General features: G+C 35.7%; 20 protein-coding genes, 1 tRNA gene and 1 pseudogene. 11 read left to right on the forward strand and 11 right to left on the reverse strand.

Annotated features, from left to right (window positions below; genetic code table 11):
• The first annotated feature begins 50 nt into the window (after positions 1-50).
• The 7 genes and pseudogenes from ACJZL3_RS00455 to ACJZL3_RS00485 all read left to right on the forward strand — a co-directional run bounded on the left by ACJZL3_RS00455 (position 51) and on the right by ACJZL3_RS00485 (position 7,055).
• Complete coding sequence (locus tag ACJZL3_RS00455) at positions 51-701, forward strand: Tim44/TimA family putative adaptor protein (protein WP_010962367.1); 651 nt, start codon at positions 51-53, stop codon at positions 699-701.
• A 17-nt stretch (positions 702-718) separates the two neighbouring features.
• Complete coding sequence (gene dnaQ, locus ACJZL3_RS00460) at positions 719-1,414, forward strand: DNA polymerase III subunit epsilon (RefSeq protein WP_010082574.1); 696 nt, start codon at positions 719-721, stop codon at positions 1,412-1,414.
• Between the two features lie 44 nt (positions 1,415-1,458).
• Positions 1,459-2,067, forward strand: coding sequence for an SCO family protein (locus tag ACJZL3_RS00465; protein ID WP_419198800.1), 609 nt, complete (start codon positions 1,459-1,461; stop codon positions 2,065-2,067).
• Positions 2,068-2,097: 30 nt separating this feature from the next.
• The gene (locus tag ACJZL3_RS00470) at positions 2,098-2,358 is read left to right on the forward strand and encodes a hypothetical protein (RefSeq protein WP_010962369.1); all 261 of its coding nucleotides are present in this window, start codon (positions 2,098-2,100) and stop codon (positions 2,356-2,358) included.
• A 517-nt stretch (positions 2,359-2,875) separates the two neighbouring features.
• Positions 2,876-5,263 carry a DNA topoisomerase (ATP-hydrolyzing) subunit B gene (gene gyrB, locus ACJZL3_RS00475; protein WP_419198801.1) on the forward strand — a complete coding sequence of 796 codons (2,388 nt, stop codon included), beginning with the start codon at positions 2,876-2,878 and terminating at the stop codon, positions 5,261-5,263.
• A gap of 93 nt (positions 5,264-5,356) precedes the next feature.
• Positions 5,357-5,614 (forward strand): hypothetical protein, encoded by a 258-nt coding sequence (locus ACJZL3_RS00480; RefSeq protein WP_010962372.1) that lies wholly within the window; start codon positions 5,357-5,359, stop codon positions 5,612-5,614.
• A 346-nt stretch (positions 5,615-5,960) separates the two neighbouring features.
• A pseudogene (locus ACJZL3_RS00485) lies at positions 5,961-7,055 on the forward strand (IS3 family transposase).
• Between the two features lie 197 nt (positions 7,056-7,252).
• On the opposite strand, the gene ACJZL3_RS00490 reads toward ACJZL3_RS00485, so the two are convergent.
• The 3 genes from ACJZL3_RS00490 to rpmE form a co-directional block, all read right to left on the reverse strand.
• Positions 7,253-8,608 carry a hypothetical protein gene (locus ACJZL3_RS00490; RefSeq protein WP_419198802.1) on the reverse strand — a complete coding sequence of 452 codons (1,356 nt, stop codon included), beginning with the start codon at positions 8,606-8,608 and terminating at the stop codon, positions 7,253-7,255.
• A gap of 83 nt (positions 8,609-8,691) precedes the next feature.
• On the reverse strand, positions 8,692-9,486 hold the full coding sequence (locus tag ACJZL3_RS00495) for an NAD kinase (protein WP_070356930.1): 795 nt from the start codon (positions 9,484-9,486) through the stop codon (positions 8,692-8,694).
• Positions 9,487-9,524: 38 nt separating this feature from the next.
• A complete protein-coding gene (rpmE, locus tag ACJZL3_RS00500) occupies positions 9,525-9,728 on the reverse strand; it encodes a 50S ribosomal protein L31 (RefSeq protein WP_007548602.1) in 204 nt (67 codons plus the stop codon).
• A 128-nt stretch (positions 9,729-9,856) separates the two neighbouring features.
• Here rpmE and fabD point away from each other — a divergent pair, with 128 nt between their 5' ends.
• Positions 9,857-10,837, forward strand: coding sequence for an ACP S-malonyltransferase (gene fabD, locus ACJZL3_RS00505; RefSeq protein ID WP_038199165.1), 981 nt, complete (start codon positions 9,857-9,859; stop codon positions 10,835-10,837).
• 39 nt (positions 10,838-10,876) lie between these two features.
• Here the strand turns inward: fabD and gpmI are convergent, their stop codons facing one another.
• The 7 genes from gpmI to ACJZL3_RS00540 all read right to left on the reverse strand — a co-directional run bounded on the left by gpmI (position 10,877) and on the right by ACJZL3_RS00540 (position 16,948).
• Positions 10,877-12,397 (reverse strand): 2,3-bisphosphoglycerate-independent phosphoglycerate mutase, encoded by a 1,521-nt coding sequence (gene gpmI, locus ACJZL3_RS00510; protein ID WP_010082408.1) that lies wholly within the window; start codon positions 12,395-12,397, stop codon positions 10,877-10,879.
• Positions 12,398-12,430: 33 nt separating this feature from the next.
• A tRNA-Asn gene (locus ACJZL3_RS00515) sits at positions 12,431-12,502 on the reverse strand.
• An 807-nt stretch (positions 12,503-13,309) separates the two neighbouring features.
• Positions 13,310-14,821, reverse strand: coding sequence for a bifunctional phosphoribosylaminoimidazolecarboxamide formyltransferase/IMP cyclohydrolase (purH, locus tag ACJZL3_RS00520; RefSeq protein WP_419198803.1), 1,512 nt, complete (start codon positions 14,819-14,821; stop codon positions 13,310-13,312).
• A gap of 80 nt (positions 14,822-14,901) precedes the next feature.
• On the reverse strand, positions 14,902-15,801 hold the full coding sequence (fmt, locus tag ACJZL3_RS00525) for a methionyl-tRNA formyltransferase (RefSeq protein WP_010962892.1): 900 nt from the start codon (positions 15,799-15,801) through the stop codon (positions 14,902-14,904).
• A gap of 12 nt (positions 15,802-15,813) precedes the next feature.
• Positions 15,814-16,179 carry a 50S ribosomal protein L20 gene (gene rplT, locus ACJZL3_RS00530; RefSeq protein ID WP_006279340.1) on the reverse strand — a complete coding sequence of 122 codons (366 nt, stop codon included), beginning with the start codon at positions 16,177-16,179 and terminating at the stop codon, positions 15,814-15,816.
• Between the two features lie 20 nt (positions 16,180-16,199).
• Positions 16,200-16,406 carry a 50S ribosomal protein L35 gene (rpmI, locus tag ACJZL3_RS00535; protein WP_007548610.1) on the reverse strand — a complete coding sequence of 69 codons (207 nt, stop codon included), beginning with the start codon at positions 16,404-16,406 and terminating at the stop codon, positions 16,200-16,202.
• Between the two features lie 98 nt (positions 16,407-16,504).
• Positions 16,505-16,948 carry a PAS domain-containing protein gene (locus tag ACJZL3_RS00540; protein WP_010962890.1) on the reverse strand — a complete coding sequence of 148 codons (444 nt, stop codon included), beginning with the start codon at positions 16,946-16,948 and terminating at the stop codon, positions 16,505-16,507.
• A gap of 165 nt (positions 16,949-17,113) precedes the next feature.
• Here ACJZL3_RS00540 and alaS point away from each other — a divergent pair, with 165 nt between their 5' ends.
• Both alaS and ACJZL3_RS00550 read left to right on the forward strand, forming a co-directional pair.
• Entirely contained in the window at positions 17,114-19,747 is a 2,634-nt protein-coding gene (gene alaS, locus ACJZL3_RS00545) for an alanine--tRNA ligase (RefSeq protein ID WP_010082404.1), read from the forward strand.
• Positions 19,748-19,933: 186 nt separating this feature from the next.
• A complete protein-coding gene (locus ACJZL3_RS00550) occupies positions 19,934-20,077 on the forward strand; it encodes a hypothetical protein (RefSeq protein WP_153801319.1) in 144 nt (47 codons plus the stop codon).
• 731 nt (positions 20,078-20,808) lie between these two features.
• Here the strand turns inward: ACJZL3_RS00550 and ACJZL3_RS00555 are convergent.
• Positions 20,809-22,344: a lysine--tRNA ligase gene (locus tag ACJZL3_RS00555; RefSeq protein WP_010082403.1), complete on the reverse strand. Its 1,536-nt coding sequence runs from the start codon at positions 22,342-22,344 to the stop codon at positions 20,809-20,811.
• Between the two features lie 108 nt (positions 22,345-22,452).
• Here ACJZL3_RS00555 and ACJZL3_RS00560 point away from each other — a divergent pair, with 108 nt between their 5' ends.
• The gene (locus ACJZL3_RS00560; RefSeq protein WP_007548615.1) at positions 22,453-22,749 is read left to right on the forward strand and encodes a type IV secretion system protein VirB3; all 297 of its coding nucleotides are present in this window, start codon (positions 22,453-22,455) and stop codon (positions 22,747-22,749) included.
• Positions 22,750-22,754: the final 5 nt, after the last annotated feature.

A 22,754-nucleotide genomic window follows, 5' to 3' on the forward strand; every position in this document is an offset into this window, starting at 1 on the left:
TAATAATTAATAATGTTCGGATACTTTATATGCCAAGGAGTTGAGTTACTATGATAGAGCTTGTAATATATGCTTTATTAGCGGCGTTCATTTTTTCACGTTTGTATAATTCTTTAGGAAGGTCAGCCAACCTCAACCTAAAAAAGCTAACTAATGTATTGGATGTAAGCCGAAGTAGAGAAGATGTAGTAGAAAACATTGAGGGTTACATTGATAGCAATGATGAAAATTCAATAAAAGTTACTTATAAACAAATATTAAAAAAAAACAAAGATTTTTCTATTTCCCACTTTATAGAAGGTTCAAGCATAGCTTTTGAATTAATAATAAAATGTTTCAATCAAGGAAATTTGTCTCAGTTAAAACCACTTCTCGATAAAGACTTATATGATAATTTTGCAGAGAAGATTAAACATCGTAAAGAGGTGCACGAGTCTATAATTGTTTCTATCGTTTCACAAAAGATTTTAGAAATAAAGCTAGTAAAAAACGCAGTGTTTATTGCAGTATATTTCCTTTCAGAGCAAATTAACTTCGTTAAGAACAATGAAGGAGATATAATATCAGGTAGTACATCCACTATTAATAAAGTTGAGGATGTATGGCAATTCAAAAAAAATGTTAATTCATCAGACCCAAGCTGGTTGCTTGTTTCTATTCACTATAAAAAGACAAGTAACGATAAGACAAATGATAAGTAAGATGAGTTTTATTTGAAATGGAAAGCAAGCTACGCGAAATAGTACTTGACACTGAAACGACAGGTCTTGACACTGAATCTGGTCATCGAATTATTGAAATAGGGTGTGTGGAATTAATTAACCGCATTCCAACAGGTAAAGTATTCCATCGGTACCTTAACCCAGAAAGAGATATACCTTATCACTCGTTTAAGATTCACGGTATTAGTGAAGAATTTTTAGAAGATAAACCATTATTTTCAGATGTTGCACTTGAATTTCTTGACTTTATATCTAATGATATTTTGGTAATTCACAACGCTGAATTCGATGTTAAGTTCCTTAACATGGAGTTAAGCAAGCTGAATGCTAGGTTAATTTCCTCAGACAGAGTGCTAGATACATTACCTCTTGCGAGGAAAAAATTCGCAGGATCACCTGCTTCTTTGAATGCATTATGTAAGCGTTTTGATATATCGCTAGAGAATAGAGAATTGCACGGAGCACTAGTTGATGCTCAATTGCTTGCAAAGGTATATGTTGAACTTACAGGAGGGTTACAAACCTTTCTGTTTGATAATGAATGCAATCAGGACAGTAACTCCACATTCGTTCAGCATAAAGTACGTAATCTAACTCCCAGAGAACATTTACCAAATAGTGAAGAAATTGATGAACATAAGAAACTGTTAGACAAAATTAACAATACACTTTGGAATAAATATATTGAATAGGTTAACCAATAAAGATACAATTCAATTTTACTGAGAGCATTCTAATGGTAAGGTTTATAAGATTATTATCTAATGTGCTAGCAGCATTAGCAGTTGTTTTTTTAGGTTATTGTTATTTCACTAAAAAAGGCATATTTGCCCCAGCAGCGATTCACAACGCAGAAGTTAAGATAGGCGGAGATTTTTCTTTAATTAATCAGGACGGACAGATCTTGCGCAGTAGTGATTTTAAAGATAAATACATGATGATTTTCTTTGGGTTTTCCTCATGCAAAAGAATTTGCCCTATGAACCTTGGAATAATTTCAGAAACACTTGCAAAGTTAGATGAGAAAACTAACAACAAGCTACAAACATTCTTCATCACAGTCGAACCTGAGCGCGATAGCACGGAAAGACTTAAAGAATTTCAGCAGCAATTTGACCACAGAATACAAATGTTAACTGGTGAAAGAGAAAAAATAGACGAAGTAATTGCAAAGTATAAAGTATATGCTAGCAAAGTTGGTGGAGAAGAAGAAATCAACCATTCTTCAATAATGTACCTTATTGGCCCTGGAGGAAAATATGTTACACACTTTGCAGCTGATTTAAATTCAGACGAAAGTCAATCTGATAAGATTTTGGCTGAGATAAGAAAATACGTAAACTGAATTATAGATTTTTCTGTTAATTAGTCGAGCATGCAACTGCATGAGCATTATGATTTGAGAGCAATCTCCATGGGAAGACACACACAACTGTACGAACGTTGTAGTTTGGGAGCAATTCCCACCAGTGGGGTGTCATCCCAGTGCCCAGACACTGGGATCCAGCTTCTATGCAACTTAATTAAAAACGTTTGTTTTAGCGTAAGACAACTACCTTTAGCTCATCAGCTCAGTTATAAGCAAAATTTCTGGATTCCAGTGGGCTTTGTTGCATCGCTACTTATGAAAGGCTAACTATAGTTAGGATTATAAGTAACCTATTGAAAATCTTGTTTTTTTGCAATCAATCTGATCAAATTTAAGAATAGTAATTTATTATTTACATTAATAAATTTAATTCTATTGAAAATAGCTAAAGCATTGAAATTCTTGAATTTTAGCCGGATTAGTGAGTGGTAGTGAAATTTCTTTTACTCAAATTTAGGTATTCACTGACCGTTCTTGTTATAAATACCAGAATAATAAGCTACTGATATTCTCCATCTTTTTTATCTTTAATCCATCATAGCTAGCGATGCAACAAAGCCATTCCAGTGTCAAGCACTGGAATGACATCATCTGTTGTGCAATTTACCTTCAAAAATGAATGTTCGTACAGTTATGGAAGACACATTGGAATGACACTATTTGCTGTCTTCAAAAATAAACATTCGTAAAGTTGTGCTTTTAATATGGGTTATCAGTTTAAAAATGTTGCTAATCAGCATATATGAATGTAATATTAATTAACATTCATAAACGAAGCAATACCATGGAAAATAGTTATAATGCCGATGCAATAAAAATCTTAAGGGGTCTTGATGCTGTAAGGAAACGTCCAGGTATGTACATTGGTGACACTGACGATGGATCTGGCTTGCACCACATGGTATATGAGGTTGTTGATAACGCAATAGATGAATCTTTAGCTGGGTATTGTGATAAAATTGAAGTTAGCATAAATAAAGATGGTTCAGTATCAGTAACCGACAATGGTCGTGGCATTCCAACTGACATTCATGAAGAAGAAGGAATATCAGCAGCAGAGGTAATAATGACTCAACTCCATGCTGGTGGTAAATTTGACAGCAATACCTATAAAGTTTCTGGGGGATTACATGGTGTTGGAATCTCAGTTGTGAATGCATTATCAAGCTGGTTGGAATTAATTATTTGGCGCAATAAGAAAGAACACTTTATGCGTTTTGAAGATGGTGAGTCTATTGAACCTTTAAAGGTAGTCAACGAAAATACAAACAAAAGAGGAACTAAAGTCACGTTCATGCCATCAACAGAGACTTTTAATGGCATTAATTTCAGTTACTCAACGCTTGAAAGTCGTATAAGAGAATTAGCATTTTTAAATTCAAATATCGACATTACTTTACGTGATCTGCGCAATGAACCATATACAGAATCTCATTTCAATCATAGCAATCAATCTAAAGACAATTTTGGTACAGCAAATTTTGTGCAGTATTTAGATAAGAATAAGACACATGTAACTAAAATTGCCAGTATGAAAGGAGATGCAGAAGATCTTGGCATCAGCTTGGAAATATCGATGGAATGGAATGATTCCTACTATGAGAATATGTTGTGTTTCACTAATAATATACGGCAACGAGATGGTGGTACGCATTTGGCAGGATTTAGATCTGCACTAACTAGATGTATCAATACCTATGCAACTAATGAAGGGTTTTTAAAGAAAGCAAAAGTAAATTTAACTGGAGAGGACGTTAGAGAAGGTTTAACTTGTGTTTTATCTCTTAAGATGCCTGATCCTAAGTTTTCTTCACAAACAAAAGATAAACTAGTTAGTTCTGAAGCACGTGCAGTTGTAGAAAGTATAGTTTCTGATAAATTGAGCACAATCCTTGAAACTGATCCCAAATTGGCAGCAAGCATAGTAGAAAGAGCAATCAGGTCAGCAAAAGGAAGAGAAGCTGCAAGAAAAGCGCGCGAGCTAGTTAAAAGCAAAAACAATATTGATATTGCAACTCTGCCAGGAAAGCTTGCTGATTGTCAGGAAAAAGCTCCTGAGTTATCGGAATTATTTATAGTAGAGGGTAATTCAGCAGGTGGTACTGCAAAGCAGGGGCGTAATCGTAAAACACAAGCAGTGCTTGCCTTAAGAGGAAAAATTCTAAACGTAGAACGTGTAAGTTTAGATCGTATTTTTTCATCTGCAGAAATAGGCTCTTTAATTACTGCAATTGGTGCTGGAATAGGGAGTGAACACTTCGATATTGAAAAAGCTAGATATCATAAAATTATCATCATGACAGATGCAGATGTTGATGGTTCACATATAAGAACTTTGATTCTAACTTTCTTTTTTAGACATATGCGTGAAGTTATTGAAAAAGGTTACTTATACATAGCACAGCCACCCCTCTATAAAGTTACAAAGAATGCCAAAGACACTTATATTAAAGATGACGAAACTTTTGAAGAGTATATAATAAACTCAGCAGTTAAAAGATTAACACTAAGTGGTACAGCTACAGAATTTAACAACTTGCGCCTTATTTTGAATAAATGCGTTAGCACTTCTAATATTAGCAAAAATTATGATAGAGAAATACCACAAAATCTCTTAGAGTCATTGCTAATTTTAAGTAAAAAGAATGCTCTATCATCGGCTGATGAGATATTAAAGTATTTGAAGTTAATGTACAGCGAATACACTTGGGAAGTGGAAATAAAAGATGAAGAAAAAGAAATTCATATCTCTAAATTGTTTCAAGGATTGGCAGACAAATATATATTTGCACTTAGTATGCTTGAAGGCAAAGATATGCAAAACATATTAAGTTTGCTTGATGGTATAAGTAATTTATTTAATGGTGATTCATTTTTAAAGTCACAAGAAACTGAAATAAGAATCACTTCTCCAAGTACGCTTGCAAAAATAATAATGGACTATGGTAAAAAAGGTTTAACTCTGCAGAGATTTAAAGGTCTTGGTGAAATGAATGCTGATCAGCTATGGGATACTACGTTAAATCCTGAGGCTAGAACTTTATTAAAGGTTGAAATAAAAGATTGTGAAGAAGCTGATTCCATATTTTCAATATTAATGGGTGATATAGTTGAACCACGCCGTGATTTTATTAATAGCAATGCACTTAATGTGCATGATGTTGATATTTGAACTTTTAGCAAAATGTACGAACGTTACGGGTTTAAGCAAAGACTGTGTCATTCAAGTAGCTGACACTGGTTCCTTTATAACGGTGTCATTCCAGTGCTTGACACTGGAATCCAGGTTGCTCACAAGCAAACTAGCATAGAAAGTGGTTACAACGTTTTCGATGAGATTGCAGAAAGGCTGGATTCCAGTGTCAAGCACTGGAATGAAAGCAGTCCTACGTCATGCCGCGATTCATTCGCGGTATCTCTAGATCCCGCTAACAAGCAGCGGGATGACGGTTGTCAGGGTGTCATCCCACTACCTTCTCCTGTCATCCCAGTGCCTCCCTCCCCTGTCATCCAAGTAGCTTGACACTTGTATCTTTATGATGTGAGGCATTAGAGCTAAAATACCTCACAGGGAGGGTGAAGCTGATGCAACGCTAATGCCATTAAGGCCGAATCCCAGATTTTGCTTCCCTCCCATAGAGTTATAGCTCTTCTCATAATAATCCCAATAAGGTAAGAATGGATTTATGGTAGAGGGGTTTGTATGCCAGCAGCGTATAGTTACGACTTAAGGAAAAAAGCAATGGAAGCAATGGAAGCATTGGATGAAGGAGAAAGTAGAGCAACTGTTGCCAAGTGACCTTACCCAGAAAAAGTGGAGAGAAAGAAAGGAGTTTTTTCGGGTAAAATAAAATTTTGGAGGATTAGAAATGGCAAGAGAATATACGGCAGAATTCAAATTGGAAGCTGTTAAACTGGCAAATGAACAAAGAAAGGCAGGTCAAACAATTACAAAAATAGCAAAGGATTTAGGAATAAAGGGTGGTTTATTAGGAAAATGGATAAAGAAACACAACGAAAAAAAGTCGGCAGCAGATGCATTTCCAGGTAGAGGTAACATGGCTCCTTACGACAAAGAGAGGTTTGATTTACAAAGCAAGAGTAACAAGGGAAAGAGACATTTAAAAAAAAGCCCTGGCCAGTCAAAAAGAGTAAAATATTTTTTTATAAAAGAGCATAGTAACTGCTATAAAGTACAGGAATTATGTAGGATTTTCTGCTAGTGGCTACTATAAGTGGACCACAAGAAAAATAAGCAGTAGAGAATCAGCAAATAAAGAGCTACTCGCAGCTATTCAAAAAATATATCAAGTTTCTAAATGTAGATATGGAGCTCCTAAAATTCATGCTGAATTGAAGGCTTTGGGTAAAAGTTGCAACTTAAAAACAGTGCAAAGTATTATGCAGAAAAATGGTATTCAGGCTATATTGAGAAGAAAATTTAAAATTAAGAAACAACAAACGGACAGTAGCTCCCAATATATTAGACCAAAACTTTATTGTCGATCAACCAAATAAAGTATGGGATTACTTATATAAAAACCAAAGAAGGATGGCTATATTTGGCAACAATAATCGATCTATATTCACGCATGGTAGTTAATGAGCAGTTCAATAAATAAACAATTGGTTATGGACTCTTTATTAATGGCCGTTAACAAGCGTAAACCTGCCAAAAATCTACTATTACATAGTGATCAAGGTTCACAATATACTTCGCAAGGTTATCAATATCTCTTATCCATAAAAAACATAGATGAGTTATAAAGGTTGTTGTTACGACAATTCTGTTGTGGAAAGCTTCTTCAGTTCTCTAAAAAGGGAGTTACCAATAGACACCTCTCGGCACTCTAAACAGCATATCAAAACTGCTATATTTGAATATATAGAAATTTTTTATAACAAACAACGTCACTATTAACTATTGCATTCCTGAGCATTTTGATTCATCATTCTCTTTGTGAAAAACATTCCAAACTTTCTCTCCACTTTTTCTGGGTAAGGTCAGTCAGCTACTTGGATGACAGGGGAGGGAGGTGCTACCCTGACAATCGTCATCCCGCTACGTGTTAGCGGGATCTAGAGATACCGCGAATGAATCGCGGTATGACGGTCTGCAGCGGTATGACGTAGGGCTGCACTAGCTATATCATGCATTTTATTAACCGACACTATAAACAATATCCTTACAATTATGAGATTGAACCACAACTTGCTCAAGCGTTAAGCTGCTGCGTTTAGCGTCTTTACTGTGATTTTCCCCAAGAACATTTGTTCTTTCTCGTTTTATTTCCTCAATGAATTTCCCATTAACATCTTTAGGATCAATCTCTTCTTCAGAATATATAAGGTTAGTGCAATTTGTTTTTCTATAATAATGCACGCCAAGACATATAATTGATAATGCAAGTATACCAGAACCTATAAGTAATGATAATCCTATGTTATTAGTCAAAGGGTTTTGGTAAAATTTTTGTACACCATTAACACCATGTGTTGCAAGTAGCCCTAGAGGAAACGCTATATTTGCAGCAACTACACCAGTAAATAATGCAGTAAATATTGGTCTGTCGTTAATTACTGATTTTATTTTATTAGTTCTAGTAATTACTTTTTCGTCAATGTTAGTGAAGCCTTGTTTAGCTTCCCAAGCATTAAGTACAAAATTTGAATGAGTGCCATTGCTATATTCCAGTCTTACAGATTTTATAGCTTTATCTTTTGGCTGGTGCTCCAACACCTCAGCTAAAATTTTATCCGCATCTTTTTTTTGAATGGAATGTTCTTCAGTATCTATAAATTGCCTTGTTGCAAAAAATATTGGACCAATTGCAAGCAATGCAGCAAGTGCGATAACTGGTATAGTGATATATTTTGGGCTGTTTGTAAAAAATGCAATAAATTTTGCTTTATCTTGTAAATATAATAAAGCTGCAGATATACTGAGTATAATAGCACTTGCAGTAAAAATTATAAAGCCCTTCTGCTGCATGGAATACTTTGCTCTTGGCAAGAATCTGTTTGTTTTTTTATTTGTTGTGCCACCTACATCAGAATTTAGTGACAAAGACTCTTCAGAGTCATCTGTCTTATATGATGGTGGAGAAGTTGAAGGTACATTGCTAAGTTTGTTACTTGATTCTCTGCTTAACCGTGTTAATGTTTTATCAAGATCATCAGGATCATCAAATACTGTCTCTTGAGAAGGGGATCTGCTTAGAGTTGAATTTTGTGGCACGTCAACATGAGTTTCTTCACCTTTTGTTTCTTCTAGGGAAGGAGGTGATACTTGAGTCTCAAGAGTTAACGGATCTCTTGAATTAGCATTGCTGTTTTTTTTCTCTTTAAATTCTTCCTCTAACAAAGCTTCTAAAGCTGTATTTTCATCATTTTTTTTCGGAGTACTTGCCCTAAGTGCTGGTATTGGTAAAATTCCTGGTGTTATCTCGCCATCTTCACTTATTGATGTGGAAGAAATTAATGTTACTGTTTGTTCTTCATTTACTGGTCCAGGCATATTCACTCCAAAATTAATTACTATGCTGCATTGATTACGCTATAGTTATTAAGATATAGTAAATACCAATTTACGGATAATTATTAGTATAGAAATTGTCTATCAAAGATTCTTTCATTCAGAGGGTAATCTTTGTCAAAAAGCAAAGTTATTGTGTTTTCGTGGTCTTTTTGTATTTTTATCTGTGATATATTATGAAACTCCTTGTAATCTGATACTACAAGTGCTGGACGGTTTTTTGTGTCGTTAATGTCAATTTGTACGATTGTATCGTTTGATATTAACGCTCCATTCCAATGCCTTGGGTAATAGCTATTGATAGAAGTGAGTGCAAGTAAATTTGAATTTAGCGGCAAGATTGGGCCACCGGCAGAGAAGTTGTATGCAGTGCTGCCTGTGGGGGTAGATAATATTACTCCGTCCCCTCTAAATTTTTCTACTTTTAGCTTATCATTAATAGTAATATTCATCTCTACTATTTGGTTCGCTTTTCTAAAAACGTATACTTCGTTTACTGCTATGTAATGATATCTCTTGCCACTTGTGTCTGTTGCTTCCATTTTTAGCAAAGTTAACTGAGTTGAAGTTGCATGCTCTATATGATCAATTAAATCTTCACTGCAGCTAAAGCATTTATTCATCAAAAACCCAACATTGCCAGTGTTTATCCCATACACATGCATGTTTTTATTTTCTATGACGTAATTGTGCAAAGTGCGTAGCATAAAGCCATCACCGCCAACAACTATCAATAGATCGATTTCGGACTTATTTTCTTCTGTTATATTGATAAAATTAAGTTTCTTTAATAGTTTAGATACTTCCTGCGATTTTGGTGATGGAGAAGCAACATAGCCTATATTTTTGTATTTATGCATGCTTCAGTAAACTCTCTAAAACTTAAAGAGGAGGAGAATTAGAAAATGCTTCCATATTTATCGTTAAACTTAGCTAATTTGCTAGTTTTACTTGCTAACCCGCTTGTCAAACTTCCAGTCCATGCAGGGTGAGTAAGAGGATCTCTATCAAGTTTTACCCTATCTCCCTCCTTTCCATAAGTGGAACGAGTTTCAAACTCTTGACCGTCTGTCATAACTATAATAATTTTATGATAATTCATTGTTGTTTATAAACTTTTAGTCAGCTAATATTCTAGTGAACTTAATTCACTAAGTCAATCATTATTCTAAAATATTGACAAAAAATAAATAAAGTAGTATATTTAATAAGGAATAAATAATAACTATCATGATTTTTGCTTTCCCCGGTCAGGGCTCTCAGTTTGTAGGAATGGGAAAGAGCTTATATAGTGAGTTTTCTGTTGCAAGACAAGTATTTAATGAAGTAGATAGCATATTGGATGGAAAGCTGTCTCATTTAATCTTCAACGGTCCTATTGAAGAATTAACCATTACAGAAAACGCTCAGCCAGCTATAATGGCAGTATCAATTGCAATGCTACGTGTTATGGAGCATGTGTTTGGCAAATCTCTTTTCACTGATCACAATGTTAAATATGTTTGTGGGCATTCAGTTGGCGAATATACAGCGCTGTGTGCTGCAGGAGCGTTAACGCTTGAGTCTGCAATCAAGCTGCTGAAAGTTCGCAGCGAAGCAATGCATGAAGCTTCACTGAAATGTAAAGGCGGAATGGTTGCGTTGCTTGGAGCAGAGATAAATGAAGTGGAAGATATATTGAAATCAGTTCAAATTGACGGAATTTGTGAAATTGCAAACGATAACGGTGGCGGACAAGTGGTTATAAGTGGCACTAGAGAAGCTCTTGAAATGTTACCCGATTTATTCAAAAACTCGAGTGTGAGGAAACTAATTAAATTACAGGTTAGTGGGCCTTTTCATTCATCTCTTATGAAACCTGCTGATGAAAAAGTTTTGGAGTTTTTGAAGGGTATTAAAATAACCCGTCCTATAGTTCCTTTGATATCAAATGTTACAGCTAAAGAGGAGAGTGATCCCAAAGTTATAAAAACTTTACTCGCCAAGCAAGTTGTAAGCAGAGTGAAATGGAGAGAAATGGTTTTGTATATGTCAAGCCGTGGCATTAACAAATTTGTTGAAATTGGCCCTAATAAAGTTTTATCTAATTTGGTCAAAAGAATTGACCAATCTATCAGTACAAAAAATATAGATAGTATTGGTGATATTGACAGCTTCTTTAATGAATCATTAGTACTAACAGCGAAAAATTTAAAAGTTGGATTAAGTTAAAACACATCTATTTGATGTCATTCCGGTGCATAACGCTGCCTAGCTGGAATGACAGAGGGTAATGCAAGAAATCAACGAACTGCCTGTCATTTCGTTTGGTTTTTTAATTCCAAGTAGCTGTAAAATAGTAGGGGCAATGTCAGATAACCTTCCGTCTCTTAGTTTTAGATTATCGCAAGACACAATAAATGGCACTTTATTTAGAGTGTGTGCTGTATGAGGTGTATTATTTTCTTCATCGAACATACATTCCACGTTACCATGGTCTGCAGTAACAATTAATGCGGTGTTGCTTGACTTTTTAACAGCATTCAGCACTTTCGCAAGACAATCATCTACAGCTAGCACAGCTTTCTCGGCTGCTTTTATATTACCTGTATGCCCTACCATATCAGGATTAGCGTAATTTACAACTATCAGTGCGAATTCTTGGGAGTGAATTTTTTCTACAAGCTTTTCTGTGAGCTCGAAGGCTGACATTTCGGGCTGCAAATCGTAAGTTTGAACTTTTGGTGAGGGAATGAGTATTCTTTCTTCACCAGAGAAAGGTTCTTCTTTTCCACAATTGAAAAAGAAAGTCACATGAGCGTATTTCTCGGTTTCGGCGATACGTAATTGTCGTAATTTATTGTCTTCTATTGTTTGTCCTAGAGTATCAGCGAAAGAAGTAGGAGGAAAAATATAAGGAATTTTGAGATCTTCTTTATACTTCATCATACTTAAAATTGAAGAGAATTTTGCTACCTTAGCGTAATCTGTTTTGCCAAGCAAAATACTTGCTAATTGTATCATTCGATCAGCACGAAAGTTAGCCAACAGCACTCCATCTTCTGGTTTTATACCTTGATAATCACCTATTACTGCGGGCCTGATAAACTCATCAGTTATGTTATTTTGATAGTTATTCTCAATCAACGATACTGCATTATCATGACAAGGTGCCTTTGCAAATGCGATAGCCTCATAAGCTTCGATTGTTCTCTTCCACCTGTTGTCACGGTCCATAGCATAGTAACGCCCAGAAACAGTAGCAATTCTTGTGTCATTTCCCTTTATACTCTTTGTAAATTCTTGAATGCATTTTTTTCCTGAATTTGGCAATGTGTCTCTGCCATCTAAAAATGCATGTATCACCACTTTTATTCCATGCTGTGATATTTTATTTGCTAAAGTTGAAATATGCTTTTGATGCGAATGAACACCACCATCGGACACCAATCCCATTATATGGCATACTCCGTTCTTACTTTTTAGATCATTAATAAAACTTTGTAGATTTACATTGTTTTCTATTGTTCCAATCTCTTGATTAATGCGCTGAAGGCTTTGTATTACCACTCTACCACTGCCAATATTCATATGGCCAACTTCTGAGTTACCTATTTGACCACCAGGTAACCCCACATCAGCTCCACAGGCGGATAAACTGCATTTTGGATAATTAGAGCTAATATATTGCCAACAGGGTGGATTTGCGTTGCTGATAGCGTTGTATTTATTATTCTCTATTCCATTTCCCCAGCCATCTAGTATACATAAAACCACTGATTTAATGTTCATATAAAATCAACACTAGAATTTCACAGAGAAGAGCTCCCCGGGCCGGATTCGAACCAGCGACCAATTGGTTAACAGCCAACTGCTCTACCACTGAGCTACCGAGGAATAAACCGTTTTTAATTTACCATGTTGAACGTTGGTTGTAAACGTTTTTTGTGTAGACTTTAAGTCCAACTGACCCATAGAAACAAAAAAACTTACTTGACAAACTCCGCCAGCCCTCTTATCATGAGACTGAAGCTATTGTATTTGCTTTCGCCAATCTGCAGATTAAAAGGTAAGGATTACTTAATGTATCGGCGTCTTATGTTCAATTTTTTGCAGTATATAGATACTGTATGTCTTTACAAAACTTCATCTACATCTAGATTTTTATCTAAATAAGCTGAACGCGCTTATAAAGCGTTACAAGACATCAAAAAATGCCAATACTCGACAGAGATAGTAAAAGACTAGCTAACTCGGGGATTCTTTGTCTTTTTTTCTGCTTAGTAAATTTCTTAAACATTTGCAGCGTAGGTTAGTTGCAATTAAAAGCGGCTGAATCTCGCTTGTCAAGCGTTTAAAACATAAAAAACGCCAATATTTTAAAGCGGATAATAACCTCAGGGCTTCTTTTGCCTTTTTTTTCATTTAGTAAATTTCTTAAACATTTATAGCTAAACGACAACCGTCATCCCGCTGCTTGTTAGCGGCTGAGATACCGCGAATGAATCGCGGTATGACGGTTCGCAGAGGCATGACGGTTCGTGGCAGCACGATAAGCTCGTCATCCCGCTACGTGTTAGCGGGATCTCTTGTTAGCGCCGCGGCGGTATATTTGTCATCCCGCTAGCGGGATCTATGTTGAGAGATACCGCGAATGAATCGCGGTATGACGGTTTGTGGCGGTATGACGATAAGACACAAAGCCTAATGGAAAAAACTGCGAACGCCAGTGAAAAACATAGCAATTTTATTTTCATTTGCAGCTTTTATCACATCTTGATCTTTCAGCGAGCCGCCGGGCTGAATTATAGCTGTAATCTCATGTTTTGCACTTTCTACTATGCTATCTGGGAATGGAAAAAATGCATCTGAAGCAAGCACTGCACCTTTACATTTTTCACCTGCTTTTTTCACTGCAATGTTCACACTATCTATTCTGCTTGTTTGCCCTGCACCGATGCCAATAGCACAACCATCTTTTGCTATAACTATTGCGTTGGATTTCACATGCTTACATATTTTCCAGGCAAAAATAAGATCTTTTTTTTCTTTGTCTGTTGCAGTGCATTCTGTTACTTGTTCTGCTTTTATTGTGTGGTCATTATTTTCTTGCACCAAAAACCCACCAACAACATTTTTAGTTTGGTATTTCACATTTTGTTGAAAAGATTTATGAATAATCACTCTTAAATTTTTCTTTCTTTGTAAAATTTTTAGTGCCTCATTGTTTACCGATGGTGCTATCACTACTTCCAAAAATATCTCGTTTAATTTTTCTGCTAGCTTTAAATCTATCTCCCGGTTTAAGGCAACTATACCACCAAAACTGCTTACTTCATCGCACGATAGAGCTTTTTCATATGCCTCCAAAGCATTATTACCAATAGCAGCGCCACATGGGTTATTATGCTTGATTATCACTGCTGCAGGTTCTTCGAATTCAGAAGTTATGTTAAGTGCGAATTCTATATCTACTATATTATTATAACTCAACTCTTTTCCATGTAGTTTTTCCAACGGATATTCTGTAAATTGATTACTATAAAATGCAGCTTTTTGATGGGGATTTTCACCATACCTGAGTTCTTGTACTTTATGCCCGTATAGAGCAAAAAACTCTGGTAACTCATTATTTTTACTCTGGGATAAAAACCAACTGTGAATATTAGAATCGTAGTGTGCAGTGAGAGCAAATGCTTTGGTTGCTAGGTGTTTTCTATATTCCAATGTTGTTTTATTGTTATTTTCTATCATCTCAGCTTTCAGTGCTTCATAGTCTTGAATGCTAGAAATAACTGAAGTAAAACGAAAGTTTTTTGCTGCAGCTCTAATTAACGCCACTCCGCCGATATCAATTTGTTCTATAATTTGCTCTTCATTTGAGCCGCTACTTACTGTCTCCCAAAATGGGTATAGGTTAGTTATAAGCAGTTCTATTGGCTCAATACCTAGATTTTGTATTTCCGTTTTGTGTTTTTCTCTATTGCAAAGTATGCCTCCATGAATTTTAGGGTGTAAAGTTTTTACTCTACCACCCAGTATCTCTGGAAATTGTGTGTAATCTGAGACCTCTTGTGTTTTTATTCCTGCACTAGATAGCACTTTATAAGTATTGCCCGTTGAAAGAATTTCTATTTGTTGCTGCGTTAAAAACGATGCAAGATCAATTATATTCGTTTTATCGTATACTGATATTAAAGCTCTTTTTATTTTCATTTTTATATGGAAAGTTTTTTAAGATTATATCTAAGAAAAGGAAATTTAGCTATTACATTTCTACACTAATTTAAAGCAGCCTATTCTATAAATTTTTTTACCATGCTTGATTTCAAGCCACGAATAAAATCTTCAATACTGCAAGGATTTCTCCCTTCCATTTGTACAACTTTAGGAATTAAAGTGCCACCTTTTAAACTTATGTGCATATTATCGTTAACAATCTTACCTTGTTCTGAAGCGAGAGCTTCAAAGTCAGCATCAAGTATCCTGATACGTTTATTTTCTATCTTAATGAATGCTTTTGGGTAAAACGCTTTAACTTTTCTATAAGCAACTTCACAAGCATCACTTGCATAAATTTTATAGTCTTCCACTTTGTCAGCGTAACATGCATCGTTATCGTTCTGTTTTAAGGGAAGCTGTTTTTCAATTTCGTTTAGCACTTTCAGCAGTAAATCACTGCCTAGCTTAGATAATTTATCATGCAATGTCTTGTAATTATCGTTCTTTTCGATAAGAAATTTTTCCTGTTTTAAAATAGTGCCGGAATCTAATCCTTCATCCAATTGCATAATGCTAACCCCGGTTTCTTGATCTCCTGCTAAAATTGTGTGCTGTATCGGGGCTGCACCACGCCACCTTGGTAGTAATGAAGGATGAATATTAATACAACCATATTTAGGAATATTCAAAATTTCTCTTGGAAGTATCAATCCATACGCGGCAACAACCGCAACGTCTGGCTTGAAATTTCTAAATTTTTCTTGCTCTGCCGAGAACTTTAGAGAGATAGGAGTACATACCTCTATGTTACTTTCTTCAGCGATAACATGTACTGGAGATTTCGTTGGCTTCTGTCCACGCCCCGAAGGTTTTGGAGCCTTGGTGTATACTGCCACCACTTCGCTCTTTGATTTCAGTAACAAGCTCAGAGAATTAACAGCAAATCCTGGTGATCCCATGAAAATAATTCTCATGGTGTTTTTGCTTTAAGAATTCTCCGCTAATTTACCACTTACAGTTTCTACTAATTTGGCAAAATCATCCTTATAATTAACTGCCATCTCAGCAAGAATTTTTCTATTTAAATCAATGCCGGCAAGTGTAAGACCATGCATAAACCTACCATAAGTAAGCCCATGCTCTCTTGCTGCTGCATTAATACGTATTATCCATAAGCTACGGAAATCACGTTTACGGGTTCTTCTGTCTCTGTAAGCATATTGCAGTGCTTTTTCAACTCTTTGTAATGCAATTCTATAACAGCTTTTTGCACGCCCTCTATAACCCTTTGCCAGTTTCAATATTTTTTTATGACGAGCGTGAGTAGTGACTCCACGTTTTACCCGAGCCATTTTATTTTACCTCCATTTTGTTAAATACCGTAAGGCATATGAAGCTTAACTATACGCGAGTCAGATTTACCAAGAATCGTTGTACCGCGCTGATTACGAATATTAGATTTACTTCTCTTTACCATGCCATGCCTTTTGCCTGACTGAGTAGAAATAACTTTACCCTTAGCTGTAAGGTGAAAGCGCTTTTTCACAGAAGATTTGGTTTTTAATTTTATTTTCTTCATATTCCAAATAAATTTACAAGCACTACTATTGAGTTCTTTAATAGTAATTAAGCATTAGTATAAATAATTTTATTAAAGAATCAAATTAAAATTGTATATTAAAGGAGTTTAAAAGTAATTACGCCCAATATGTGTGTTATACCTTCTTTATTCCCAAGTGGCAACAATACTTGCCTCATTTTAACACTTTCACTTTCTTCCTCTTCATTGATCGGGCATTTACTCTCTATTACAGTATCAAGTTTATCAATAACTGCATCTATTTTATATAGTCGCAAAAATGGTGCATCAATTGCATACTTATTATCAATGCGCGTCTTTTTCTCAAAACCATAGAATTCAACAGCCTTTTCTCCTGCATTTTCACAAATATAACCTTGATCCTTGACTTCAATGACAAAACAATGCTGCCATGATTCCATTATTTCTGCAGTGTCTATTTCATGCCTTTCTGGCCAATCTCTGTCTGATCCTTTTATGTCATTCCAGTGTTGAGTCACCACATTTGCTATTCTTTTTTCTTTGCCTACATAAATTTCCATTCCAATTTCCACATATAAAACACAGATATGAGGTAAATTTATCGTGAATATATTGATTTTTTCTTACCACAAGGTGCATGTCACTAGAAGTTCTGAGATCTAGAGAGTGGTATTGATTTTATTTCCATTACAACTTATTATTTATAGATAACCTCAATAAAAACGATGAAGCTAAACGAAATCAGAGAAAGATTTATAAAATTTTTTGTAAATAATGACCACGAGCAGGTTTCTTCTTCTCCTTTGATTCCAGAACATGACCCAACGCTCATGTTCACAAATGCTGGTATGGTGCAGTTTAAAAATATTTTTACTGGTGCTCAAAAAACTGAAATGAAACGTGCTGTCTCAAGTCAAAAGTGCCTAAGAGCAGGTGGTAAACACAATGATCTGGAAAATGTTGGCTATACAACTCGGCATCACACATTTTTTGAAATGCTCGGAAATTTTAGCTTCGGTGATTACTTTAAGGAAACTGCGATAGAATTTGCGTGGGAATTTATCACTAAAGAGTTATCTCTTGATAAAAACAGACTATCCATAACCGTCTACCATACTGATGATGAGGCGTACGAGATTTGGCGTAAGATAAGTGGCTTTTCAAGTGATAAAATCATAAGAATTACAACGGATGATAACTTTTGGAGTATGGGAAGCACTGGTCCGTGCGGTCCATGTTCTGAAATTTTTTATGACCATGGGAGTCCTAATTTACAAGAGGGCGATAGAATTGTTGAAATCTGGAATCTGGTATTCATGGAGTTTAACAAAGATGAAGAAGGTAATTTACACAAATTGCCAAAAAAATGCATCGATACTGGAATGGGCCTTGAAAGAATAGCGGCTGTTATGCAAAACGTCCATGATAACTATGATATTGATCTATTTTCTGCTCTGATAAGTAAATCACAAGAGTACTGTGGAAGAACGGAAAATAAAATAGCGCATAAGATCATAGCAGATCATCTTCGCGCGGCTGCATTTCTCATCGCAGAAGGAGTGCTTCCTGGAAATGAGGGCAGGAATTACGTATTACGCAGATTAATTAGGAGAGCCACACGTTATATTCACCTGCTTGGATATAATGATTCCCTACTCCATCGTATTTTTCCAGTGTTGATAGATAGCACGAGTTCGGCTTATATGGGAGCTGAATTAGTCAGAGCTAAAAGCTTAATAGAAACGACGTTAAAATCAGAGGAAGAAAACTTTAAAGACACTTTGATGAAAGGTATCAATCTCCTGGAGAAATTCACTACAGATTTAAAATCGGGCGATACTTTGCCTGGAGAATCAGCGTTTAAGCTATATGACACCTACGGATTTCCTTTGGATATTACACTTGATATTTTAAAAGAGAAAAAAATAAATTTTGACCAGAAGGGTTTTGATGATGCAATGGGAGAACAAAAAGAGAGAGCACGTGCTAAATGGGCTGGATCTGGTGAAAAATCTGTTGAGCAAGTATGGTTTGATTTGATCAATAAATTTGGCAAAACAAAATTTGTTGGTTATGAGTTCAATGAAGTAAGTGATGCGAAAATACTAGCTATAGTTTCCTCTAAAAATGAAGTAATTGATTCTGCAAAGGAGGGAGAAAAGATAACCATTATACTTGATAAAACACCTTTTTATGGCGAGTCAGGTGGACAAGTGGGAGATACTGGCAGTCTGATCAAATCTGATAGAAGTATTATTATAGTCGAGAATACCAATAAGGTTAATGACCTATATTTGCACAGATGCATAGTTAAGTTCGGTTCAATTTGTAAAGGTAACACAGTTGCAGCAAGCATTGACAAGGAAAGAAGGCAAACCTTAAGAAGAAATCATTCAGCTACACATCTTCTGCACTTTACACTCAGAAAAATTCTAGGTGATCATGTCACTCAAAAAGGTTCCCTAGTTGCACCAGATAGACTGAGATTCGACTTCAGCCATAACACTCAAATGACTCAAGATCAGTTGTTTTGGGTAGAGGATATGGTAAACTCTCTAATCAGAGAAAATCTTTCCGCATCTACAAAAATTCAAAGCATGAATCAGGCAATAGACGAAGGAGCTATGGCGTTATTCGGTGAAAAATATGGCAACCAAGTAAGAGTAGTGAAGATTGGAGATTCAAGGGAACTGTGTGGTGGCACACACGTTGAACATACTGGAGAAATTGGTTTGTTTAAGATAGTAACAGAGAGTTCTGTTGCTTTTGGAGTGAGGAGAATTGAAGCTTTAACTGGTCAGGAAGCAATCAATTATGTACGTGATAATGAAATTAACTTAAAAAAAGTTGCAGAATTCGTAAAAGCGCCAGTGAGTGAAATAACAAGCAGATTAAGTATTTTAAGTCAAGAACACAAAAAATCCGAAACCAAAATAAAAAACCTATATAAAAAGCTTGTGAGTGCAGAGAATATAAAAAGCACCGAAATAAATGGAATAAATTTTATAAGCCACACTTTCACTGATATTCCAGCAAATGTAATAAGAGAGTTTGTTTTGCAGCAACAAAAACCAAAAACGGTAATAGCTTTTACGGCAACAGAAAAAGATAAAACAGTCTTGATTATTAAAGTAAGTAAAGACTTAATCAATAAGATTAGCGCAAAAGAACTAATATCCATAGCAGTTAAAAAGAACTGTGGTGGGAATGCTGAACTTGCACAAACAGGCTGTGATAGCAATAAAATAGATGATGCCATTACAGCCATTTATAGCAAAATAACAGCTTCTAAGCACTCTACGTCATACCACCACGAACCGTCATACCGCCGCGGCGCTAACAAGCAGCGGGATACTTAACCATCGTCTTCACCGTCATACCGCGATTCATTCGCGGTATCTCTTAGCCGCTAACAAGAGATCCCGCTAACAAGCAGCGGGATGACGAATTACTATGCCGCCGCGAACCGTCATACCGTTGCAAACCGTCATACCGCGATTCATTCGCGGTATCTCTTAGCATAGATCCCGCTAACAGGTAGCGGGATGACGGTTGTCAGGCTAGCTGTCATCCAAGTAGCTCGACTACTTGGATCCAGGAAAAAGAATGGTGTCATGAAAGTAGCTGACACTGATTCCTTTATGATGGTGTCATCCCAGTGCCCAGACACTGGGATCCAGGAAACTTAATTGCAAGTAATGCATTGGATTTGGTGAGTATGGGTTTTGCGTTATAGAATGAAGCACTTTTGGTGAATTTATAAAGAAAGCTGGATCCCAGTGTCAAGCACTGGGATGACAAGGTATAAACCTTATCTTCATGCCGCCGCGAACCGTCATACCGCGATTCATTCGCGGTATCTCAGCCGCTAACAAGAGATCCCGCTAACAAGTAGCGGGATGACGGTTGTCGTTCAGCCACAAACATTAAGAAATTTACCAAATGAAAAAAAAGGCAAAAGAAGCCCCGTGGTTATTATCCGCTTTAAAATATTGGCGTTTTTTATGTTTTAAACGCTTGACAAGCGAAATTCAGCTGCTTTTAATTGCAACTAACTTACGCTGCAAACGTTTAAGAAATTTACTAAGCAGAAAAAAAGACAAAGAATCCCCGAGTTAGCTAGTCTTTTACTATCTCTGTCGAGTATTGGCATTTTTTGATGTCTTGTAACGCTTTATAAGCGCGTTCAGCTTATTTAGATAAAAATCTAGATGTAGATGAAGTTTTGTAAAGACATACAGTATCTATATACTGCAAAAAATTGAACATAAGACGCCGATACATTAAGTAATCCTTACCTTTTAATCTGCAGATTGGCGAAAGCAAATACAATAGCTTCAGTTTCATGATAAGGGGGCTAGCGGAGTTTGTCAAGGAATTCTTATTAAAACTAAAGAGCTCAAATGAAAGGAGGTAAACTCTAAAGTATACATTTAGTAGCGCTTTCTATGAGAGAAATCGTATTACCTATTCCGTAAAGCTTTATGAAAGATCCCATTCTTGGACCGGTTTTTTGGCCAAGTAACGTTTCATATAATAGCTGAAACCAGTCACGTAAGTTGGTGTAATCATATTTTTTTCCAATAGAAAATACCTGAGATTGAATTTCTTCAGCAGTAGCAGTTGTAGATAGAGAATGTAAAGTGTCCTTCAAATCTAGTAACGCTGCTTTTTCTTTTTCATTTGGAGTTTTATATGATTTTGTTGGCTTGATAAAATCGTGATAATACTTTACTGCAAAGTCTGAAAGTCTATCAAGCATTTTATTATTTTCTGGTGTAACGTTTGGTGCATAAGAGGATATAAAACCCCATAGGATCTCTTTGTTTTCAGCATTACAAGCTGCTGCTAGGTTTAAAAGTAGTGAGAAATTTATGCCTGAAGTTTCTATACTGGGAACATTGCCCTGGTGAATGTGCCAAGCAGGATTATTTATATCCTTTTCTTTGTTCTCATGATAACGCTTTACAAATTCTAAATATTCATCAGTTGATTTTGGTATCACATCAAAATATAAACGTTTAGCTTTTTTAGGACTCTGAAAAATGTACAATGCTAAGCTCTCTGTTGGTGCGTAAGTTAGCCACTCTTCAATTGAAATGCCATTTCCTTTTGATTTTGATATTTTCTTTCCTTCTTTATCAAGGAAAAGCTCGTAGCAAAACAGAAGTGGTGGCTTTTCTCCAAGTATTTCACATATTTGACTTGAAAGCACAGCAGATGGAGTTAAATCTTTTCCGTGAGCTTCGTAATTTACTCCAAATGCGGCCCACCTCATTCCCCAATCAGGTTTCCATTGCAGTTTACATTTTCCTTTTGTCACTGGAACTTCTATTTTTTCCCCGTTTGGGTCTTCATATGTGATTGTTCCTTTCTCTGTATTTGTTTCAATTACTGGAACTTGTAAAACTTGAGAAGTTTTTGGGCATATTGGCAAGAATGGACTATAAGTCTGCTGTCTTTCTTCCCGAAATGATGGAAGCATTACGTCCATCACTTTATCATAATTTTTCAGTAAGAGTAAAAGTTTTTCATCGTAAACGCCAGATTTATAACACTCTGTTGCACTCCTGAACTCGTATTCAAATTCAAACATATCAAGAAATTTACACAACAATGAATTCATATGATGACCATAACTCTGATGAGTGCCAAATGGATCAGGTATCATAGTCAATGGTTTATTTAAGTGCTCTCTTAGCATCTCTTGATTTGGCACATTATCTGGTATTTTTCGCAAACCATCCATATCATCTGAAACTGCAATGATTTTGGTTTTTATACCAGGAGCTATTTTTTTTAATGCATTTACAATAACTGTAGTGCGGAAAACCTCTCCAAAGGTTCCTATGTGGGGTAAACCAGAGGGTCCATAACCAGTTTCAAATATTATTTCTTTTTTATTAGGAAACTCTTGCAATATTTTTTCTGCTTCTTGAAATGGCCAATTTGTCATTATCGGGATTAAATAATGTATCTTAACTTAAAGTGCTACTAGTTTCAATGGATTTTTAATATAATGATATAGTATTAGTGTTAGAGCTATTATTAGAAGGTTAAAGATATGTCCACAGGTAGTATACAAACAGATCAATTATTTAAAGGTCTTACAAGACCTGCAATGCTCTTTGGTGTGAGTTATATGTTTGCAATATTAAACGTCCTGATTTGCATGCTAATTTTCATTAATTCAAATGATTTAAGAGTGATTCTCTTAATGTTACCAGGTATACATGGACTTGGTTATATAGCTTCTGCAAAAGAACCGTTGTTTATTGAATTATTTATGGTAAAATTGGGAAAGTGCTCGAAATGTTTAAATCGTTTTTACCATGGAGCCAATTCTTATGATATTGCTTAACGTTG

It is taken from the genome of Wolbachia endosymbiont of Rhagoletis cingulata, from assembly GCF_048537655.1.
In the GTDB taxonomy this organism is placed as follows: Bacteria; Pseudomonadota; Alphaproteobacteria; order Rickettsiales; family Anaplasmataceae; genus Wolbachia; species Wolbachia pipientis.

Bases quoted from the DNA above. Each gene is read 5' to 3' on its own strand.
- ACJZL3_RS00455 (WP_010962367.1), top strand. From the start codon at position 51: ATGATAGAGCTTGTAATATATGCTTTATTAGCGGCGTTCATTTTTTCA.
- dnaQ (WP_010082574.1), top strand. From the start codon at position 719: ATGGAAAGCAAGCTACGCGAAATAGTACTTGACACTGAAACGACAGGT.
- ACJZL3_RS00465 (WP_419198800.1), top strand. From the start codon at position 1,459: ATGGTAAGGTTTATAAGATTATTATCTAATGTGCTAGCAGCATTAGCA.
- ACJZL3_RS00470 (WP_010962369.1), top strand. From the start codon at position 2,098: ATGCAACTGCATGAGCATTATGATTTGAGAGCAATCTCCATGGGAAGA.
- gyrB (WP_419198801.1), top strand. From the start codon at position 2,876: ATGGAAAATAGTTATAATGCCGATGCAATAAAAATCTTAAGGGGTCTT.
- ACJZL3_RS00490 (WP_419198802.1), bottom strand. From the start codon at position 8,608: ATGCCTGGACCAGTAAATGAAGAACAAACAGTAACATTAATTTCTTCC.
- ACJZL3_RS00495 (WP_070356930.1), bottom strand. From the start codon at position 9,486: ATGCATAAATACAAAAATATAGGCTATGTTGCTTCTCCATCACCAAAA.
- rpmE (WP_007548602.1), bottom strand. From the start codon at position 9,728: ATGAATTATCATAAAATTATTATAGTTATGACAGACGGTCAAGAGTTT.
- fabD (WP_038199165.1), top strand. From the start codon at position 9,857: ATGATTTTTGCTTTCCCCGGTCAGGGCTCTCAGTTTGTAGGAATGGGA.
- gpmI (WP_010082408.1), bottom strand. From the start codon at position 12,397: ATGAACATTAAATCAGTGGTTTTATGTATACTAGATGGCTGGGGAAAT.
- purH (WP_419198803.1), bottom strand. From the start codon at position 14,821: ATGAAAATAAAAAGAGCTTTAATATCAGTATACGATAAAACGAATATA.
- fmt (WP_010962892.1), bottom strand. From the start codon at position 15,801: ATGAGAATTATTTTCATGGGATCACCAGGATTTGCTGTTAATTCTCTG.
- rplT (WP_006279340.1), bottom strand. From the start codon at position 16,179: ATGGCTCGGGTAAAACGTGGAGTCACTACTCACGCTCGTCATAAAAAA.
- rpmI (WP_007548610.1), bottom strand. From the start codon at position 16,406: ATGAAGAAAATAAAATTAAAAACCAAATCTTCTGTGAAAAAGCGCTTT.
- ACJZL3_RS00540 (WP_010962890.1), bottom strand. From the start codon at position 16,948: ATGGAAATTTATGTAGGCAAAGAAAAAAGAATAGCAAATGTGGTGACT.
- alaS (WP_010082404.1), top strand. From the start codon at position 17,114: ATGAAGCTAAACGAAATCAGAGAAAGATTTATAAAATTTTTTGTAAAT.
- ACJZL3_RS00550 (WP_153801319.1), top strand. From the start codon at position 19,934: ATGACGGTTGTCAGGCTAGCTGTCATCCAAGTAGCTCGACTACTTGGA.
- ACJZL3_RS00555 (WP_010082403.1), bottom strand. From the start codon at position 22,344: ATGACAAATTGGCCATTTCAAGAAGCAGAAAAAATATTGCAAGAGTTT.
- ACJZL3_RS00560 (WP_007548615.1), top strand. From the start codon at position 22,453: ATGTCCACAGGTAGTATACAAACAGATCAATTATTTAAAGGTCTTACA.